The 19,638-nt window shown below is 70.8% G+C and carries 2 protein-coding genes; both read right to left on the reverse strand.

Going from position 1 to position 19,638, the window contains the following annotated elements:
* The coding region (locus VF536_RS20705; RefSeq protein ID WP_331616762.1) for an ABC transporter transmembrane domain-containing protein at positions 1-1,477 on the reverse strand (1,477 nt) is incomplete at its 3' end.
* 116 nt (positions 1,478-1,593) lie between these two features.
* A complete protein-coding gene (locus tag VF536_RS20710; protein ID WP_331616763.1) occupies positions 1,594-18,888 on the reverse strand; it encodes a C80 family cysteine peptidase in 17,295 nt (5,764 codons plus the stop codon).
* Positions 18,889-19,638 lie beyond the last annotated feature (750 nt).

The raw sequence follows: 19,638 nt of genomic DNA on the forward strand, positions 1-19,638 counted from the left end.
GCAGCTCGACCGCGCCGCGCAACGCCGGCAGCTGCGCGGCGCTGGTCGGCGGCGCCTCGGTGCGCGTGTTCAGGATGTCACCCAGCCGCGCCATCGACAGCCCGGTCTGCTGGAAGTCGGTCCACAGATTGGCCATGCGCATCACCGGCTGCGCGACGTGCTGCGCGAACATGTTGAAGGCAACGAACTGGCCCACCGTCAGCGCACCGTCCATCACTTCCTGCGCGCCCCACCACAGCGTGGCGGCCTGCGTCAGCTTGCCGACCAGGCCGACGCCCTCGTGGCCCCAGGCCGCCAGGTTCTGCGTGCGGAAGCTGGCCGACACGTAGGCCGCCAGCTGCTTGTCCCAGCGGCGCGCGAAGGTAGGTTCCAGCGCGCCCGCCTTCACGGTCTGGATCGCGGTGACGGACTCGACCAGCATGGCCTGGTTCTCGGCGCCGCGCGCGAACTTCTCGTCGAGACGGCGCCGCAGCACCGGCACGATCAGCACGCTCAGCAGCACGTAGCCGGGCAGGCCCGCCAGCACGATCAGCGTCAAGGGCACGCTGTAGAGGAACATCACGGCGATGAAGACCAGCGAGAAGAACAGGTCCAGTATCACCGTCAGCGCCTGCCCGGTCAGGAAGGCGCGGATGTGCTCCAGCTCGCGCACGCGGGCGACCGAATCGCCGACGCGCCGCGCCTGGAAGTAGGCCAGCGGCAGCGCGGCCAGATGGCGGAACAGGCGCGCGCCGAGTTCCACGTCGATGCGGCTGGTCGTGTGGCTGAGGATGTAGTGACGCAGGCCGGAGAGCAGGCTCTCGAACAGCATCACCACGACCAGGCCCACGACGATCACGTGCAGCGTCGACAGGCCGTTGTGCACCAGGACCTTGTCCATCACGACCTGGAAGAACAGCGGGTGCGCCAGCGCGAAGCCTTGCAGCACGAAGGAGATCAGCAGCACCTCGCCGAGCAGGCGCCGGTGTTTCACCAGCGCGGGGATGAACCACGAGAAATCGAAGTGGGCCATCTGGCCGACCAGGCTGGCGCGGCTGGCCACGAGCATCAGCTCGCCGTTCCAGCGCGCCAGCAGCGCGTCGAGCGTGAGCTTGGCGGGCCGGCCCTCGTCGGTGGCGGGGTCGGCGATCAGCGCCTCCCGGGTGTTGAAGCGGCCGAGCACCACCGGCCGCACCGGCGCCTCGGGCGGGTCGCCGTCGCCGCGCAGCCAGACCACCGCCGGCAACGGGACACGCGCCAGGCGGGTGGCGTCGGCGTTCAGGCGGCGCGCCTTGAGACCGAGCAGCCGCGCGGCGCGCAGCAGGTCGTCGGCGTCGACGGGATCGTTCGGGCCGAGGCCGAGCTGGTGCGCCAGCGCCTCGGGTTCGGCGGCGACTTCGTGGAAGGCCGCGATCAGGCAGAGCGCCGCGAACGGGGAGACGCGGGGCGGTTCGTGTGCGGAGGATGGAAGCAGAGGCGGGGCGGAGGGGTCGGCCATGGAGACTCGCGGCTCGGGGAAAGCCGCGTGAGTGTCCTGCGCGGGCCGATGCGTCGCGCCCTCGTTGATTTCCCGCCGCGCCTTCCCGCCTCGACCGATCCGACCCGCGATGCCGTTCAGGCGGCCTGGGGCGCCAGCATCGCCGAGGCCACCTCCCGTCGCGGCATGGCCTGGGACGCTGCGGGAGGCGAGGCGGCGGCTCCCGACGTCGCCATCGCCTGGGAGAGCAGCGATGCCTGCGTGACGGGCCCAGAGGTGGTCGGGCCTGTCAACACCCGGGTCAGCGGCAGGGAGGAGCGCCACGTGGGTGTCGTGCCAGACAGGTCGAACGGCACATGGTCGTCGCCGAGCGGCTCCGTTTCGTAGATGCCCTGGGCCCGCAGGATCCCGACGTCGACCAGCCGCTGAAGCTGCGGGGCTGCGCGCGCAAGCACGCGCGCTTCCCCGATCTCGCGCGGCGAGTCATGGCCGTCGGCGGGCACGTACAGGGTCTTGTCGCGCTGCACCTCGCTGAGCGTCTGCAGGGTGAGCGCGAACGGCATCGCGGCCTCGGCAGCCTGCTCCTCCCCGAGTCGACCGACCGACAGGGTGAGCACCTTCTCGTACAGGCCTTGCGCCGCCTCGATGAGGACGCTCAAGTCGGGCGCCAGGCGTACGGCGTCGCGCAGCGCAGCCCGGTCTCCGCAGATGGCGCGGACCAGCAGTCCGGAGAAGGACGACGAGGCTTCGGGCGACATCCACGGGCTCACGGATCGCTGGATATCGTCGCGCAGGGGGGCGAGATCCGCGGCAACGAGCGCGCTCCCGCCCCAGGTGTCGTAGGGCAGATGGTCGATGAGCACCAGCGCCCGCTCGGTGTCCGAGACGCCGTTGCTGACGATGTCCAGGATCTTGCTCGTGGCCACTCCCAGACCGTGCAACCGGGGGATCCACAGTGTCGCAGCATGGTCCAGAGGGGGGCGCGGGTCGCTCCTGGCCCAGGCGGCCGCGAGCGGTGCATCCTTCATCACCGTGGATTGGAACTGCAGGAATCGATCGATCTCATCGGGGCTCCGCATGCCTGCGTCCAGGATCTCCTCGATGCGATCCGGCGTCATGCCAAGGCTCAGCAGGTACAGGCCGGGTTCCCTGAACACCGCGGGCAGGGGGGCTTCGGTGGTCCATTGACGGGATTCCTCGCGCTGCCGCCAAACCAGGATGCCATGCCTGGGTCGTGTCTCGGAGAGAACCGTCACCTTCAGCAACCCGGCGTCGCGCACCGCCTGGATCTGGCGGGCACTCCTGTCGCGCATGACCAGCACGATCTGAGCGATCTCGTCGCGCGCCTGCTGCGGCAGGTGGAACTCGTAAGGCACGTCCAACGCCGCCGCGACGAGGATGTCCGCCATTCCTTCGGGGGCGACGCTCACGCGGGCGTCGTAGCGCTTCAGGAGGCCGTCGCGGCCTTTCCGCCACCCGTCGATGACGGTCTTCATGGTCTTGCCGACCAGCAGCATGGCCTCCCTCCCGGCCTCCGCGGAATCCTTGGAGGAATCCTTGGCGGAATACCGGTGAAGCAGCCCGGCCGCCAGCTTGAGCGCGAGCGGCAACGCGTCCGGTTCGCAGGCGACGGATCGGAGAATGAGATCGGCCAGATCCTCCAGATGGGGGGCCGCCGGCAGCTCGGCGTCCTTGAAGATGGCCGCCATCAAGCGCTTTTTCACGTCGAGGCGGCGGCGTGCCAACGCGTCCATCGGGAATCGATCGAGGCCCCACTTGTCGTAGCCGAGTCCCTCGATCAGCGTCAGGGCCTTGTGCAGGGGACCCGCCGTGGCGTCGGCGGATCCGGGCAGATCCATGTCCAGGATCGGGCCGACCTTCAGCACACCGGTCATGCCGAGCTGGGACAGGTGGCGGCTGACGCCGTCGACCGCAGCGCGCAAGGACTCGCCGCTGGGGAAGTGCCCCGTCGGGCGAGCCAGCGTCAAGGCGAGCCCGGATGTCCGGGCCGTCACGGCCAGGAGTTGCAGGAGCGCAGGCGTCGAGGCCTGGATGGCTGGTTGCTCGTCCCCGTCAAGCACAAGTCGGCGATGGAGGGCTTTGACCAGATGGATGAACGCGTCCGCCGCCAGGAGGAACGGCGCATCGAACCTGGCCGTCGGCATCGCTGTGCCGTCCGACGGCGGCGACAGAAGTTCGTTCAGCCGCGGCGCGTCGAGATGGATGGGGCGCGAGGCCGCCCGCTGTCCGCCAAGCGTGCGGCCGCGCCAGCCCGGCAGATGGAGCGCCCTGGCCAGCGCCCGGGTGTCTCCCGTCGCGGCGTCCAGCACCGCCTGGACGAGTGCGGCGTCGTGGCCGGCCGGCAGGTCGACGAGGTTCGCGCCTTGGCCGAGCCGCCAGGATGACAACGCGTCGTGCAAGACGGGGGCCATCGTGCCCCTGTCGATCACCGCCATGCTGGCCGGGCGCGGCCAGGAATCGGCGAGCAGGTGGGCGAGCGACCCCGCCGACCATCCCTGCCTCGCTTCGCGCAGCAGGACCGCCGGCGCAACGAACGGCCGGAGCCGGTCGAGGTCGCTCCAGGTCGCCTCGGTCAGGGCGGGCTGTTCCACGATGTCCTCGGCGAGGAGCCCGGCCGGCATCTCTCCCAGACGCCGCCTGATCTCCACGGCACGCGCGACGGCGGCCTCGGTCACGACGCCCCGGGCCATCAGCGCATCGCTGTCCTCACGGCTGTAGCCGGCGGCCATCAGCCGCGTGATCATCGGACTCAAGCCCGCCTCGGTGGTGGTGAAGCTCACCTCGTTGAACCAGGAGTCGGCGGCGATGCAGCCGTCGAACGGATCGACGGCGCTCAATCGATAGCTCCGATACGGCACACCGCCGGTGTCGACGCGCAAGAAGTGCCGACGTGTTCCCTTGAGCACATGATCCTCGCGGGAAACATCGAGCCACCGGGCCCGATCCGTCAGCGCCTGAAGCTTCCAGAGTCCGAGCGACCAGTCGACGTTCCTGCTGTCGAGCGGACCCGGCGTATAGCGGAGTTCGACGCCGTCGAGCGCGACAGCGTGCGCAAAGTCGAACTGGAGGAACTGAGGCGTCCGGCCCGAAAATCCGTCCACGGGCCGCCAGGCCGTGGCCTCGCCCGCCGCGTAGGCACCGTCCACGAGGTTGTCCAGCGTGCTGCGCCCGAACCCCTCCGGACCGGGGAGCGTCGACTTCCGCGTCTCGATCAGCTTGGCTTCCTTGAGGTGGCTCAAGGCAGACAGTGGCGGACTCTTGCGCTTCACGTAGCTGGCCTTGCCATTCGCCAGACTCTCCTCAAGTGCCTTCCTGTCTTTCTCTTTCATGTTCCGGCTGATCTTCAACTTCCAGTACTGGTCGGCATGCTTTTCTTCGTATTCCTCCTCCAGGTCCATCCGCGCCAGTTCCCAATCCAGCTTGGCCTTCTCCGTGTCCGGGGACTGCCCCCACTGATCGAGCACCTCGCCCGGCACCAGGTCATAGGTCCTTCCGGGGACCGCCTCCGTGTCCTGCGTCATGAAGCCGTTCCCGTCGCCGTCAAGGGCGAGGTATTTCGAGAGCTCGTTGCGAAAGACCTTCGACGCCGGCTGGCGCAGATCCGGCGAGACGCCGACATCGATCAGCCACCGGCGATCGCCGTCCTCGTACCGCAGCCGGTGGGCATTGCCGATCACGAGGTCCTGCACCGGGACCTTCGCACGGTGCAGCCGCGCGAGCACGCCGTGGTCGACGACGCCTGCGCGTTGCATGCCGTCGATCCAGGCCTCGTCCAGCGTCCCCAGCGCGACCATCGCCGTCGCCAGCGCTGTCGCCACGTCAGCCGGCCGACCCCGGATCCGCAGGACCAGGTCGAGCAAGGCCGCGGTGTGCGCGGTCGGGACGAGCGCTCCTTCAGGCCCGGCGCCCAGAAGTCGGGCGAATTCATCCAGCTGGTCGAGGGCCTGTGGCCTGTCCAGGGCATTGCCCGGCCGGGCGCGCATCCATGCTTCCAAGGGTCGGATCGCTTCCAGCGGCAGATCGAAGGACAGCACCCGCTCCGCATAGGCCCAGGGCACGCCATCGGCGGCGAGGTGCCTCAGCAGCGCGCCGTGCCGCTCCGGCGACAGCGCAATGCCGACGTCGCTCGCGGCGTAGGCGTCCAGGAAGTTGGCGGGAGGCGTCACGCCCGCCGCTGAGGCCACATGAAGCAGATCGCGCAGGCGCCGGAGGTGGGCGGGGCGCGTGGACCGGATCGCTCCGGCGATGGGAGCGGGCAGCCCCATCAGTTGCAGGTAGAGCCGCACGGCGGCCGGATCGCAATCACCCGCACCGTCGTCCGTGCCGTTGAAGAGGATCCGGGCGACCCGCGAGACCTGCTTCACCTGCGTCTCGTCGACGATTCCCCGGGCCTGCAGCAGCGCGAGCATCGCTGCCGGCGCGCCCAGGGCCTGATAACGCCGCCAGGTGTCCCCCAGTCCGTCCGGCAGGAGCGGGTGGAGCCAGTCGCCGCTCGGGAACGCCGCATAGGGCGCGGTCTGCCACGACAGCGGGTCGATCTCGAACTGTCCGAAGCGCCGGTAGTAGTCCAGGACGTAGACCTTGGACGTGACGCTGTCGTGGTCGTGGTCGTGGTCGTGGTCGTCGTCGTTGTCGTTGTCGTCAATGGCGGCGCCGGCGCCAGCGCCGGAGGAGAGCAGGAGGGAGGCGCCATCCTTGAGGAAGCTGGCGTCCCGCCCCAGCGCCACCTTGCGCGTGAGCGTGCCGTCCACGAAACGGGATCGAGGCATCCAGGCTGCTCCGGGCGTGGCCAGGACGAGATGGCGTCCCGGCACGAATCCGGGCACGCTGCCGTCGGCAGGATCGTCGCCGTACATCATGAGGCCGCTGTCGAGGATCACCGGCAGCGCGTAGCGTCCGCCCTGGCCCTGGCCCTGGCCCTGGCCCTGGCGCCGGGGCAGTGTCAGCGACAGATGGCGTGCCGTGAGATCCACGGCATGGCCTCGGAGCGTGATGCTGCCGCTGCCCGTGTCGACGATCAGATCGTCACCTTCGCGACGGAACCGCAGGAGGGCGGGATCGATGTCGAGTTCCAGGAAGTCGCGAGCGCCATCGATGGCGGTGTTGTCGATCACGATCGAGCGGCCCGCCGGGATCCGGTAGGTGTCGCTGCCTTCGCCGCCGGACAGCAGGAGGGCGTCCGGAAGCGATCCGGCATCGAGCACGTCCGCGTCGCCACTGCCCGACGCGCGACCGGCGGCCGGGGCCGCCGCGATCGACGGCGTCTCGGACATCCCCGCCTGCGGGGGCGACGCCACCGCTCCATCGCGGACGACTCGCATCGGTCCTTCGTCCGGGTCATCGGGCCGGGGCCGGTGAAGCAGCACGGCACCCCCCGTCTTCGCGTCGGCGCGGGCCCACAGCAAGGAGCGACCGAGGGAGTCACCGCTGGCCGAGGCGGCACCGCTCGTGAGCGTCAGCCGCAGGGGCGTGTAGCCGGGCGCGGCATCCCCGGGCGGGATCTCCTCGATCAGCAGATGGGCGCCATCCCGGCGGTAACGCAGCCTGGCCACGACCACGTCCAGCACGATGTCCAGCGGTATCGCGCTGCGTGGCGCCGTCCGGAATGCGCCCGCGCCGGCCATGAGGTGATATCGCGTGGAGGCCTGTGTGCCGCCCAGCGTCCGACGGAAGCCGACGGTGTCCGCGGCGAGGACGATCTGATGGTCGATCGACGTCGAGGGACGGACCTGGTCGCTCAGGCCGCGCGGATCAGCCAAGGTCATCGGCGTGCCGAGCGCGTCGACGATGACCAGCGACGGTTCGCTGTCCCGGCCCGCCGAGCGCGTGAAGAACCCTGACAGTGTCAAGGCGTCCGCGCCGCACCGCAGCGACAGATCGTCACCGGTGCGTCCCATCGACAGCGCCTCGTGCAGCACGTCGACCTTGAGCATCAGGTGGGTGGGCGTGGCCGCAGCGAGTTCGACCGCCGTCGTCACCCCGCGGTTCCAGACCAGCGCGTCGTCCGACGTGCTGCGTATGCGCACCCCCGTGTGCAGGACATAGGTGTTGCGGCCACCGCCACCGGCGATGACGCCGGTGCTCGCCGCCACATCGAAGTACTGGTCGCCGTCCCCGCCCTGCAGGTCGACCGACAGGGCGTTGCGGACGGTGAACTTTTCCACCTGGTACAGCTCCGAGCCCATGGTCCTCGCAAGCGCCGGCGAGTCGCCCATGCCGAGCTTCCATCCCTGTGTCGGGCGTGGAAGGAGGACAAGGTGTCGGCCGGAAGCATCGATCACGACCTCGTCGACGCCGTCGCCGCCGAAGATCTCGACCCGGCTATGGCCATCCAGCAGGAAACGGTCGGCGTCGGCGCCTGCGCTGACCTGGTAGCGGTGCGTGCTGCCCTGGAGTTCGAACAGGTGACCGCCGCGGGCATCCGTGGCGGGGTGCGGTATCCAGTGCGCTTCGGACAAGCCGATCCAGGCCGTCGCGACCGGTCCGGACGAGGCGCCCGGGTCACGTCGCGTTTCCTTGAAGCCCAGCGTCCGGGGTCGGCGATCCTGCAGGACGAAGCTGTAAGGGGGATCCTGGTCCGGGACCCGGAAGGTCGCATGGGCGACCTCGAACTTCAAGTCAGGCGACCGGATCGAGCCGTAGCCCACCTTCGCCAGCTGGTCGGCCCGGAACTCGACATGTTCCGCCCAGCCTTGGCGGCGTGACTGCGCGCGCGCCGCAGCAGCCTCCGCGGCGCCTTTCTCGACTTCCGCGCGCTGGAACATGGCGGGTTGGAAACCCATGATCTTGAGCAAGGTCGCGCCGACCACGTCCCCCTGATCCGATGCGCGCAGGAAATCGCCGTACTCCTCGGCCCACTGGAAGGCGTTGACGCTGCCGGTGAGGATCCAGCTGGCGATCCCGACGGGCAGCGCGCTCGAGCCCAGCACGCCGGCCAGCGTCCCGAGCGTGCCCGACAGTGCGCCGGGCACCAGGGCGGCGCCGATGGCCGTCCCCGTGGCGGCCAGGCTGTGGACCGTGAAGGCGACGGTCATGGTCGTGTTGGCGACCAGGCTCTTGTACTGGTAGCTGTCGGTGCTCAATCCGCCCTTGTGGAACTCCTCCCATTGCTTGCCGATCAAGTAGAGCGCGATGCCCGACATGATGATGTCGGTGGCGCCGGCTTTCATCATGGTGGCGACGGTCCTCGTCACGAAATTGCGGGCGACCGGGCCTAAAGCCAGCAGCTTCTCGCCGATCTTCGCGATCGCCGGCGTGATCACGATGCTGCCCGTCTGCACGACGGACAGCCCTCGCGTGGTCGCGTCCATCCACTTCCAGCCCTCCCTCAGCTGCCAGGCGCCGATCAGCGTGTTCATCACGCCGAAGCCGTGGTTGCCCGCGGTCTGCAGGTCGATGCCGCGCAGGCGTGCCAGGAGGGCGGCCCTGACCGCACGCGCGTGGTTGATGAACCGACGGACGACCCCGCGGCCGTGCGATGCGGACAGGCGCGCGAAGACCGGCTCGGGAAGCGAGAGCAGCGCGGTAGCGGCGCGCGTCGCGGACGCGTCGGCGTCCCCGGCGACGAGTCGGGTCACCTGCGCTTCGTCCAACCGGGCGACACCGTTGCCGTCGAGGGTCACCAGGCCCTGCTCGCGCAGGTCCGCCAGGGCGTTCTCCTGCGTGATCGCCGAGATGCCCCAGGGGTCCTGGATGCCCGGCGCCCCATCGAGGGCGATGCCTGCCATCACACGCTCCAACGGCGCGTGGGGCGAGGCATCGGAAGCGACGGGCAACGCCTTGATCGCGTCGATGTCGAGGCCGTCGAAGAAGGCGAGGGTGTCCTGCGAGAGCTCCCCGAGGATGCTGCTCATCAAGCTGCCGGAGGCGGTGGTTTCCGGCGCGGGCCGCAGCGCGGCGAGCCGGAGCTCCTCGCTGTTGGCATGTCCGCGGGCGTCCACGGGAACGGCCGCGAGACGGGTCGCCAGGGCCATGGCGCGCGCCGAGGCGACGCCATGGAAAGGCGATGCCGGCAGATCCGCCGAAGCTCTTGCGCGCAACCATGCCGCCAGTCCGTCGAGCCGGAGCGCGGCGTTCCGTTCGGCCGGCAGCAGCGGCAGCATCTGCTCGAACAGCGTCGGCGCCAGCGTCAGTCGTCCGGCGAGATCCGAGGCAGGATCGATCGCGGCCAGTCGCGCCGCGGTCAAGGGTTCGCCGTCGATCCGGGCGCCGAGCGCGTGGAGGAACTGCGCGGACAGCTCCCGGCCTTGAAGCGTCACGACGCGTCCGGCCAGCGATGCGTCGAGCAGCGCGTGTGTCGACCCGTCGTCGCGCAGGTGCTGCGGCTGCTCCTCGACCGCGCGCGCGAGATCGTCCGCGAGCTGGTGCACTTCGACGGGATCGCCCGCCACGCGGCGCATCCGCGCTTCGTCGACCTGGCCGTCGGCGCCGGTGAAGAGCTCGATCAACGGTGTCGGCACCGTGCCGCCGAGGACGCTGTCGAACATCAGGCGGAGCTCGTCGGCCGGTCTCGCCCACGACCTGGACGAGGCCACGTCCGGATCCGCGTAGCGGTCGACGATGTAGACGGCACCGGTCTCCCGGTCCAGCGTCAGCAACATCGTGTCCTGGGGCATGCGATGTCGCAGGACGGCCCGGCCCTCCGGATCCAGGCGGCTGGTCATCTTCATGATCCGCGTCGAGCCGTCGCCGGAATCGAGCTCGGCGACGTGGACATGCCCGGTCCTGGCCGTCACGTCGGCGTCGGCCGTCCATCCTGGCTTCGCCAGCCCTTTGAGGAAGTCGACCGCGAAGGGGGACGCCAGCGACGGCGCCTGAAGGTCGCAGGAGACCAGGCTGACGCGGCGCAGCGTCGGCATGAGGCCGGTGTCGCGATTGAACAGTCGGGTGCGCAGCGCCGTCGACAGGGACCCGGGGCCCCATCCGCTCAAGTGCTGGAACTCTCTCGACGACATGCCCGAATGGCCGATCACGAGGATGTCCACGTCGGTGGTGGTCCCTGCAGCCTGGTACAGCCGCTCCCCGACCACCGTGGTGATGCGGGGACCCTCGACCACGCCGAGCACGCCCGGGGGGTCTTCCATCTGCAGCCAGACCGCGTTGTCCGCGTGCTTGCGCGCCAACAACCAGGCGGCGACGGTGCTGTCGCGATCGCCGTCCAGCTGGACGATCAGCTTCAGCTTCCGGGGGGGGGCTCCGGTGACGGCAGGCTCCGGCAGACGCGAGAGTCCGAAGGCCTCCGGATCGGACGTCAAGGGCGTCCGTCGGGGCGCGCGGTGAAGCGCGCGCAGCGCCGAGGACACGGCATCGCGGTCGACGCCCCAGGCGGCGCCCCCGATGCCCTCGCCGGCGGCCGGCGCGCCGTCGCGTCGCCAGGCGACCACCTGATCGTTGACGCTGAACTCGCCGTTGAGCAGGCTCATGCGTCGGGGCAACTCGCCCAGCGCCTGCGGCAGCTCGGCGGGCGCGTCGGGAGAGGCCTGCAGGAAGCTGATGATCAGGGCCTCGGCGGTGCGGATGTCGGCATCCTGCCGGACCATCGCGGCCCTCGGGGTCGCGTCGTCCGATCCGTAGGTGTCCAACGGATCGATGGACACAGTCGTCTCGGTCGCGGTGTGCTCATGCCTCAGCCGGATCACCCCTTGCGCGCGATCGAGCGACTGACGGACCTGCGGCGCACGATCCAGCAGTGCCGCGAACGGAGCATCGTCGGCCAGCAGGTCGACGGCGTCGAGGGAGGTGCCAGGCGTGAACACGATCTTGCGGAAATCCTCGATCCGATCGGCGAGTCTTTGCAACGCACGGCGGTGGATCTCCATCGCGCTGCTGAGGTATTCGCTCTCCGCCGGCCCGAGATCGGCGAACAGCGCCGCGAAATCGTCCGCATCGACCGCGTCTCGACGCAAGGGGGGAACGGTGCGGGCGTCCAGGACCTCCCGCTGGAACGAGTCGTAGGTCCACGCCGGCGCGTTATGGCGTTGCATCCGCAGGAGCCTGTCGCCGAGGTCATTGATCAGCGCACGGACGGCACCGTGGACCTGGCCGTCACGGGGTTGCCCCGGCCTCTCCGGCGGGTCGGGCAAGCGCACAAACTGATCGAGCGCTTCGTCGAACGGGATCTCCAGCGCATGGATCATCAGTCCCAGACCGTCCCTGGACCGGGATCCCCAGTCGCTGGGCCGACCTGCCCGTTCGAACCGACCCACGTGAGGCAGCCCGGCCGCGACCAGGGGCCCGGTCAGCGGGGCGACCCGCACCGAGACGCCGCGGTGGGGCGCATGGCCGCTTGTCGGCCCGATCTGAAAGTCCCCGAGGTAGCGCCATCCCTCGGCGAGCGGCCGCGGCGCGGCGCCCGGGGCGTCGATGGACACGGCGCTCAGGGCGCGCAGCGCGCCGATGTCCCGCAGATGGGAGAGCGCCGGAAGGGCGCGGACCAGATCGACGTCCGCCTCTGCCCGCGCGCCCGACGGCAGGCCGGCGCGCGAGAGATCGACGTGCAGCGTTCCGTCCGATGCCGCGGCGCCCAGCGCGCCGATGAACAGGGTGATCCGTCCGGCGGTCCTGGCAGAGGAGGGGCGGAGCGTCTGGCCTGGCTCGAACAGGCTGTCGCGCGCCGCGGAGAGGGCCTCGAGGAACAAATCATTCGTCCCGCTGATCCGGGCCGGGACGCCGTCGAGTCGATTCACGACCGTTCGCGCGAGCTGCCAGTCGTCGGCGCGGGCGAGCCAGTGGCGGGACACCGCGACGGGGGACTCCCCCCGGGCCACCAGGTCGATCGCCGCATAGGCCCGGCGCAGCGGGGTGGCGTCGCCCAAGAGACCTTGCGAGAGATGATCGGCAATGTCCCGCATCACCGCCATCCGTCCGAGGTCGACGTCGCGCGTCTTCACGCGCGCCATCAACAGGGCCATGACCGCGTCGGACATGGTGGTCGTCTGTGACGGCGCGATGGGGGCTTCCTGTCTCAATTGCGCGAACACCTCCAGCACCCGCCGCACGCGCCGGGCCTGGTCGGCGTGTTGGGCGGTCGTCAACAGGGGCACGCGCGACGCGGCGCCTTCCGTATCGCCGACGATGGATCGCGGGCCCTCGTTCTCGATCGGCTGTCCCTGTCCGCCCTCGGGATACTTGTCCCGGCTCTGCACCTCGCCGTTGTCGAGCCAGAACTGCCAGGTGACGCCTGCCGCCCGGCGGACGTCCTGTCCTTCCTGGTCGATCCGGGTAAAGAAATGGTCGTCGTCGCTGCTGGCGCTCGAGGCGGGGTGCAACTGGTGCACCAGCAGGTCCGAGTAGACGGTGGTGCGCATGCCCGGCGCCGCCCAGCCCGCCGTGTCGGCGGCCTGCGCGAAGGCGCGGCCGAAGCTGCCCTCCGCGGTCGGCGTTTCCAGCGCGCAGCTCAGGATGCGGGTCCCCTCGACTTTCGTCGTCACGCCGGGGCGCAAGGCCGCGAGCAATCGCCCGATCGAGGTCGCGATCCGCTCAGGGGTATACGTCGCCAGGCGCGTTGCCTTCGTCACGGGGTCCACCTGGCCGTGACCGCCCAGGATCAGGCGGACGGGGCGCTTTCCGAGGATGACGTCGTTGAGCAGTTCGCGCCCGTGGGTGATGGTCCAGGACCCATCCTCCGCCAGCCGGACCAGGACCACGCCCCGGTCATACTTGCGGGACAGGGCGTGCCCCATCTGATCGATCACCCGGTCGTCCTGCAGGGCGACGTAGATCCGCAGCAGGTCGGGGTCGCGGACGGCGCGCGGGTCGAACTTCGGCAGGAGATCGCGGTCGGGGTGATCCGGCCCGTCGTCCACGGGGCGGTAGTCCTTCCACACCGACGCTGGACGGGGGGCCGACCACGCGGCGTCCCGCGCGCGAGGAACGATGCGCAGGAGCCGGCGCTGGGCGGTGTCGTCGACCGTCCAGCGGCCGGTCCCGTCGTCACGGGCCACCAGGAGCGACCCCGCCTTGAACTCGTCCTGCCCGATGGACAGGGCGGTGGGCCAGTGGCGGACGGGGGTGTCCGCCAACCCGCTCAGGCGCAGCAGCCGCGCCAGGGTCAGGAGTTGCCGGTCCTGACCGGCGCGAAGGTCGGGGGAGGCGTCCGCGGGCAACGGGGAAAAGCGGATCACGGTGTCCAGTTCCCCGGGTGTCCCCGTGGCCACGCGGAGCGTGCCCGCGGCCCGGTCGAGGCGGGACCGCCCGGCGATGCCGACGGCCGCCAGGGCGTCTTCGGCGGACTGCGCGAGCGGCAGGGGGGCGAGATCGGTGAACAGCCGCTGCAGAGGATCGTCACCGGACCAGGACCGCTGTTCATCGATCGGCGTCCACCGCGGATCCGCCCGGTGTGCCGGGTCGCTGCTGGTGAAGCGGATCTCGCCGATCGCCCCCTGGCGCGCCAGTTCGGTCAACGCGCGGTAGGACTGCTTCAAGACGTTGATGTGGGCTTCGCCATCGGGCAACCGGCGCGTAGGGCTTGGCTGGATCCCGTCGAGGTCGATCAGGAAAGGCGTGCGCTTCAGGCCGCTGGTCAGGGCCTCGCGCATCAAGCGCAACCGGGGCGACTGACGCTGGAGATCCGGCGTCGGCGGCGTGTTGGCGTCCACGAACCGGATCATCTCCTCGAGAAAGTCCAGGTAGAGCGCCGTCGACGCACTGATCGTGCGCGATGGACCGGGCGCACCTTCGGTGAAGGGCAACTGGGGGTTGTCGCCGGTGAGGGCGTCGAGGAAGGCCTCGTGGCCGTTCGGGAACCGGCCGTCCAGGATCGCGTCGCGTTGCTGGTCCACGATCCTCAGCATCCTGATATTGCGCAACTGCGGCCACCGCAGGAGGAGGGCGTCGTCCATGAGGCGGCGCCCGGTCGCCGAGTCGCGCCAGCCCGCGTCCGCGGCCCGGCTCCCGACGTCCCCGGCGTCCCCGGGTAGCGGGCGCGTGAGCGTTTCATGGAGGTAGGCGATCAGGCCGCGCTCCGGCACGGGATCGCGGGCCGCGGCGGGGGACCGGCCGTCGTGCCCGTCGCGGGCGGACCCATCGCTGTCGAGGGCCGCCTGCCAGGCGGTGAGATTTCTCCGGTCGATCACGACATCTTCCATCCGGACGGCAGGGGCCGAGCCGCCCGCGCCGTTCGTGCCGTTCGTGGCCGACGTGAAGCCTTCGGTCGTGGCCGACAGCTGCGGACGGTCGAAGGTGGCGAGAAGCCGGCCGACGGTGCCGCGATGGATCGTCCATCGGCCGTCTCCCGTCGCCCGGGCCAGGACGTGGGCGCCGGCCCTGAACTCGCGCGGATCGAGCCACATCGTTTCGGGCCACCGGTCTATCGTTTCCTCCGTCAGGCCGCTGAGCGGGAGCAGCCGGGCCAGCGTGCGCAGCGAGGCGTCCTGCGCGGCGAGGCGGTCGGGCGATCCTTCCGACGGCGGGGCGAAGTGGATCAGGGTCCGGCGACCGTGGGGCCCGTCGTGCGGGACCCAGAGCGTGCCCTGCTCGCGTGACACGAGATACCGCCGTTCGCCGAAGATCGCCCGCAGGGTGTCCTCCGGGGCGGGCGCGGCGGGCGGGTGGGGGAGGTCGGGGATGAGCCGGGGCATCTGATCCACGCGCGACCAGGACCACTGCGGGCCCATCGGCGTCCAGGACGGTTCGGCCCGGCGTGCCGTGTCGCTGCTGATGAAGCGGATCTGGCCGATCGCCCCCTGACGCGACAGTTCCGCCAGGGCGGGATAGCCCTGCTTCAGCGCCTCGATGCGTCCCGACGCCGCGGGCGTCGACGAGGCGAGATCGCGCTGGATCCGATCGATGTCGATCAGGAACGGTGCGTCCCCAAGGCCGCTGGCCATGGCGGCCCGCATCCATCGCAGCGTCGCGGCCTTGCGCCACGGCGCCGACGCGATCTCCGGGTTCGCCTCGATCAGCGCCGCCATCCCGTCCAGGAAGTCGAGATACAGCCGGGTCGACCGCCGGATCGAGCGCGATGGAACGTGCGCCGATCGTGTCGTCTCGTCGATGCGCAGACGATCGATGTCTCCGAACGGACCGGCGGGCAGGGCGGCGATGGCGTCGCCTTGGCCGTCCGCGCGAAACGCAGCGCGGAACGCGGTGCGGCCCTGGCTGAACCCGCCCGTCAGCAGCTCCTCGCCGGCGGCCGTCAGCGCGAGCCGCATGGCGGGCTGCTCGACGACCGGCCAGTCCGCGGCGAGCAGACGGAACAACTGCTCGCGCTTCGCGTTCCAGGCGAGCGCACGCTCGGGTGTCCATGGCGCGGGGCCCCCCTCCGTGACAGCGGGCGTCAGCGCGCGATGGAGAACATCCAGCAGCCCGTACTCGGGGGCCGCGACGCGGCCGTCGCCGACGCCGGGGACGGTCCCGGCCCCGCCCGGCGACCCGACCTCGCCGCCCAGGATCGCGGCGTGCAGGTCGACGATGGCGGGGCTGTCGATGTTCCGGGCGTCGAACACCGTCCGCGCGAGCCGTTCGGCCATGGCCATGGCGCCGGCACGGCCCTGGCCGTGGAACAGCGGCGCCGGATCGCCCTGATCCGACATCCAGTCCGTGACGGCCGCCAGCCGGACCCAGGATCCCGCCTCGTCGGGGAGCTGCCGCAGCACGCGCTGGAACGACTCGGCGTCGAGCGTCAGGCCTCTGTGCGCTTGCAGGATGCCGTCGCGCGGCCTCTCCTGGCCGAGCATCTGCGACAGCCGCATGTCCGGCGACTGCCATTGCTTGACGCGGGCGCCGAGCGAGTCCAGGAACGCGGCCGACATGTCGTGGCCGCGCATCGAGACCACGAGGCCCGCCAGCGACTCACCTGTCCAGCGCGACAACGACCGGGCGTCGACCTGTCCCGGTTCCGCCGTGGCCAGTCGTCGGCGCAGGTCCTGCAGCAACTGGTCCTGCTCCAGCGGATCAGAGGCGACGCGCTGGAGGCGCTCCTCGTCGACCTGGCCGTCGGCGTGCGTGAACAGCGCTCGAAGGACCTCCGGAGGACGCCCGTCGAGCGCGGGATCGTAGATGGCGAGGGACTCCTCGATCGTTGCCAGGAGCCGTTGCGCCTGCGCGACCCCGTCGTCCAGGGCCGTGTCCAGTGCGCCGAGGGTCTCCGCGGTGGGCAACACGATCGGCACGTCGTGCGCGTGCTTGGGCGTCGCCGGCTGCTGCGGCGCGCCCGGCACATGCCGGGTCACGAACGCGCCGTCCGCCGCATGGCGCATCGCGCGGATCGCGCCTTCGCCGAGCGTCCAGCGCTGGGTCAGTCCGTCGGCCTGCGGGTCGTCGACCGGGAAGAGGACCTGGCCCTTGAAGGCGGTGACGTCGTACGCGAGCGCGGGCTGGAATCCGGCGACGAAGTCCGGAACGAAGCGGCTCTGCGGCAGGTCCGCCTCCAGGTCGCAGGCCAGGAGGGTGACCTTGCCGAACACGGGGCGCCCGCTGCCGAGCTGTCGGGAGAGGACCTGCTCGACGCGTGTCGCCAGGGCCGATCCGTCGTAGCCGCTCAAGTGCTGGCGGTTCCCCTGCTGGCTGTTCCCCTGCTGCCCGTTCCCCTGCTGGCTGCCCTGGCCGACGACGACCAGCTTGAGCCGGTCGCCGGCCCAGGTCGTGCCGATCAGCTCGCCGCCTGCCACCACCCGTTCCCTGCCGCGGCGGTCCGCCTGCAGCCACAGCACCCCGCCGCGGGCGCTGGCCCGGCCGGCGTGCCTGAGGCTGGCTTCGAACGCCTGCGGCGAATCATCCATCTGCAGGATCACGCGCTGCATCATCATGCGCGGCTGCTTGCCGGCGCGTCCAGCGGTGGTCACCTGGTCCTTCAGCGCCTGCCAGGCGACCGAGCCCCGCTTCCTGGCGGTCAGTTCGTTGCGCCACCGCGCGAGCGGCCGGTCGAGCAGCGACGTCGCAGACATCGCGCTCGACGACGAGCCGTCAGCGCTGACGTCCGCCATGGCGCCCGAATCACCGTCGAGGGCCGCTTCGGGCACGGGGCGTGGATCGGATGGGGACGGATCGAGGCGACGGGCCAGCAGTTCGCCGGAGCCGGCACGCAGCTCGCCCGCGGCGTAGGTCAGGTGCCGGGGCAGGGTCTCGAGGGTCGAGGGGTGGCCGCGGGCGAAGTCCCGGGTGACCAGCGCATCCACGGTCCGCAGCGCTTCATCCAGGCGCCAGTGGGCTGCGGCGTCGCCTCCGGACGCCGCAGGCAGACGCCAGACGGCGGCGGTGCCGCCCTGGCTCAGGCGGACGACGCCCGTGTCGCGATCCAGTTGCTGCGACACGCCGGGCGCCATCCTTTCCAGCAGCGGCAGGGGCGCGGCGTCGTCCACGGCGGGCATCGTGCCCCGACCGAACACGGCCTGCCGGGCCGGCGTCGCCGCCTCCTCGGCGGCGGCTTGCGCGAAGGCGACCAACCGGTCCGCGTAATCGCGCACCGCCTCGTCGATCCTGCCCTCCAGGTGGATGCCGTCGCGCAGGGCTTGCGCCTGGGACCTGCGTCGACGCCAGGCGGCGGCGCCCATGCCGGCGGAACGGTCGGCCACGGGTTTGCGCGCGAGCGATCTCAGCTCGTCGGCGGTGGTGTCGGCCCAGTCCTCGAGCCGGTTGGCGGCAATCCGACTGGCCATGTCCGGCCAGGTCCGGGAGCCGAGCTCGTCGGCGAAATCCTCCCAGGGTCTCACCAGGCCCTTGCGACCCAGCCGCCCGACCTTCCCGGAGACCGGATCGAAGGCGGCCGTCGGCCAATACTCGGCCATCATGTCCCGCTGCGTCGTCCAGCGCTGACCGTCGAAGGCCCACCCCGCCCCCGAATCGTCGTTGGGCACGCGCGCGGCGGCATGGCGCACGGGACCGATGACGCCGGTGGCCGCCATCAGCCGGAGCTGATCCCGCATCGCCAGCACCAGACCGCAATACCTCGTGGCCGCCGGATCGTTGACGTAGCCGCGATCCAGCGCGGTGCGCATCGATTCGAAGTCCAGGGTGAGCGGGGTGCCATCGGCGGCCGAGGTCAGCAGATCGGCGTAGAAGCCGGCCAAGGTGCGTCCCGGCAGACTGCGGACCATCGCCTGTCCGTCACCCGGCTGATCGGCCAGGAAGGCGCTCGCGCGGTCGACCAGCAGGCGAAAGACCATGGCCGCCTGTCGATGCAGGGGGGCGAGGTCCTGATCGGGTCGCACCGCGCGCAGCATCAGGTCATAGGCCCGGCGCAAGGTGCGGACCGAGTGGTCGAGGATCCCGGCGAGGAGTGTCTCGGACACAGGACGCATCGACAGCGTGCGGCTGTCCCCGACCGCGAATTCTTCGAAGCGGCGGACGCCGAAGGCGTCGACCAGGGTGTCCTTCTCCGCGTCGGTCCAGCCGGCCGGGGCGTGCCAGGATGTCGTGGCCGCCTGGAGCAGCGAGGTGACCACTTCCACGCGACCGGTGCCGTCCACCGGCATCGGCCGCGCCTCCCTCGGAACCGAGGGCGTGTCAAGACCGAAGCGCCATCCCGACGACGTGTCGCGGGCGATGACCTGCCGCTTGTCGGAGAGTTCCGTCGCGGTGAAGGAGAGCCGGGCCGGCAATGCGTCCAGATCGGCCCCGTCGGCGCGCGCGACATGGGCCGAGACGAGCAGGTCGAGCTGGCGCAGCCGACCATCCAGGTCCGACATGCCGCTGCCTGTCGACTCCGGGGGCAGCAGCAGGAGCGCGTAGCCGCGGACCTCCGCGGAGGTCCACGCCAGACGCACGGTGCCGGCCTGTCGGTCCAGGGTCTGGCGCAGTCCGGGGGACAGCGCGGCCAGGGCGCGCAGCGGCCGGGCGTCGTCGATGGGAGCCGGAAGCGGCAGCGCGGGCTGCGCCCGCTCCTGCAGGCCGGCGGCGGGATCGAAGATCCAGCGGGCCCTCAGGTCGCGCATGTCATCGGTCGACACGAACCCGGTCCCTGAAGGCAGCCATTTCGCGTCGGCGTGCGGCGTGCTGGACGCCCACATGACCTCCCCGACCAGGCCCGCGCGGTTCAATTGCCGCAGGCGCTTGTACAGCGTCAGGGTGACACCCGCGGCCGCGTCACGGGAACGGGAGCGGTTGTCCCGCGGGGTGAAGTTGATCTCGTCCAGGCGCAGCTTGAGCGACGTTCCCGGTGCGGCGTCGACGGCCGCGAGATAGAGGTCGGCCAGCGCCTGCGAGGTCGCCGCCCGGTACTCGCC

The organism is Roseateles sp., assembly GCF_036486225.1.
Taxonomy (GTDB): Bacteria; Pseudomonadota; Gammaproteobacteria; order Burkholderiales; family Burkholderiaceae_C; genus Roseateles.

Coding starts and splice junctions, on each gene's coding strand:
- VF536_RS20710 (WP_331616763.1), bottom strand. CDS start 18,888: ATGCCGGTGGACGGCACCGGTCGCGTGGAAGTGGTCACCTCGCTGCTC.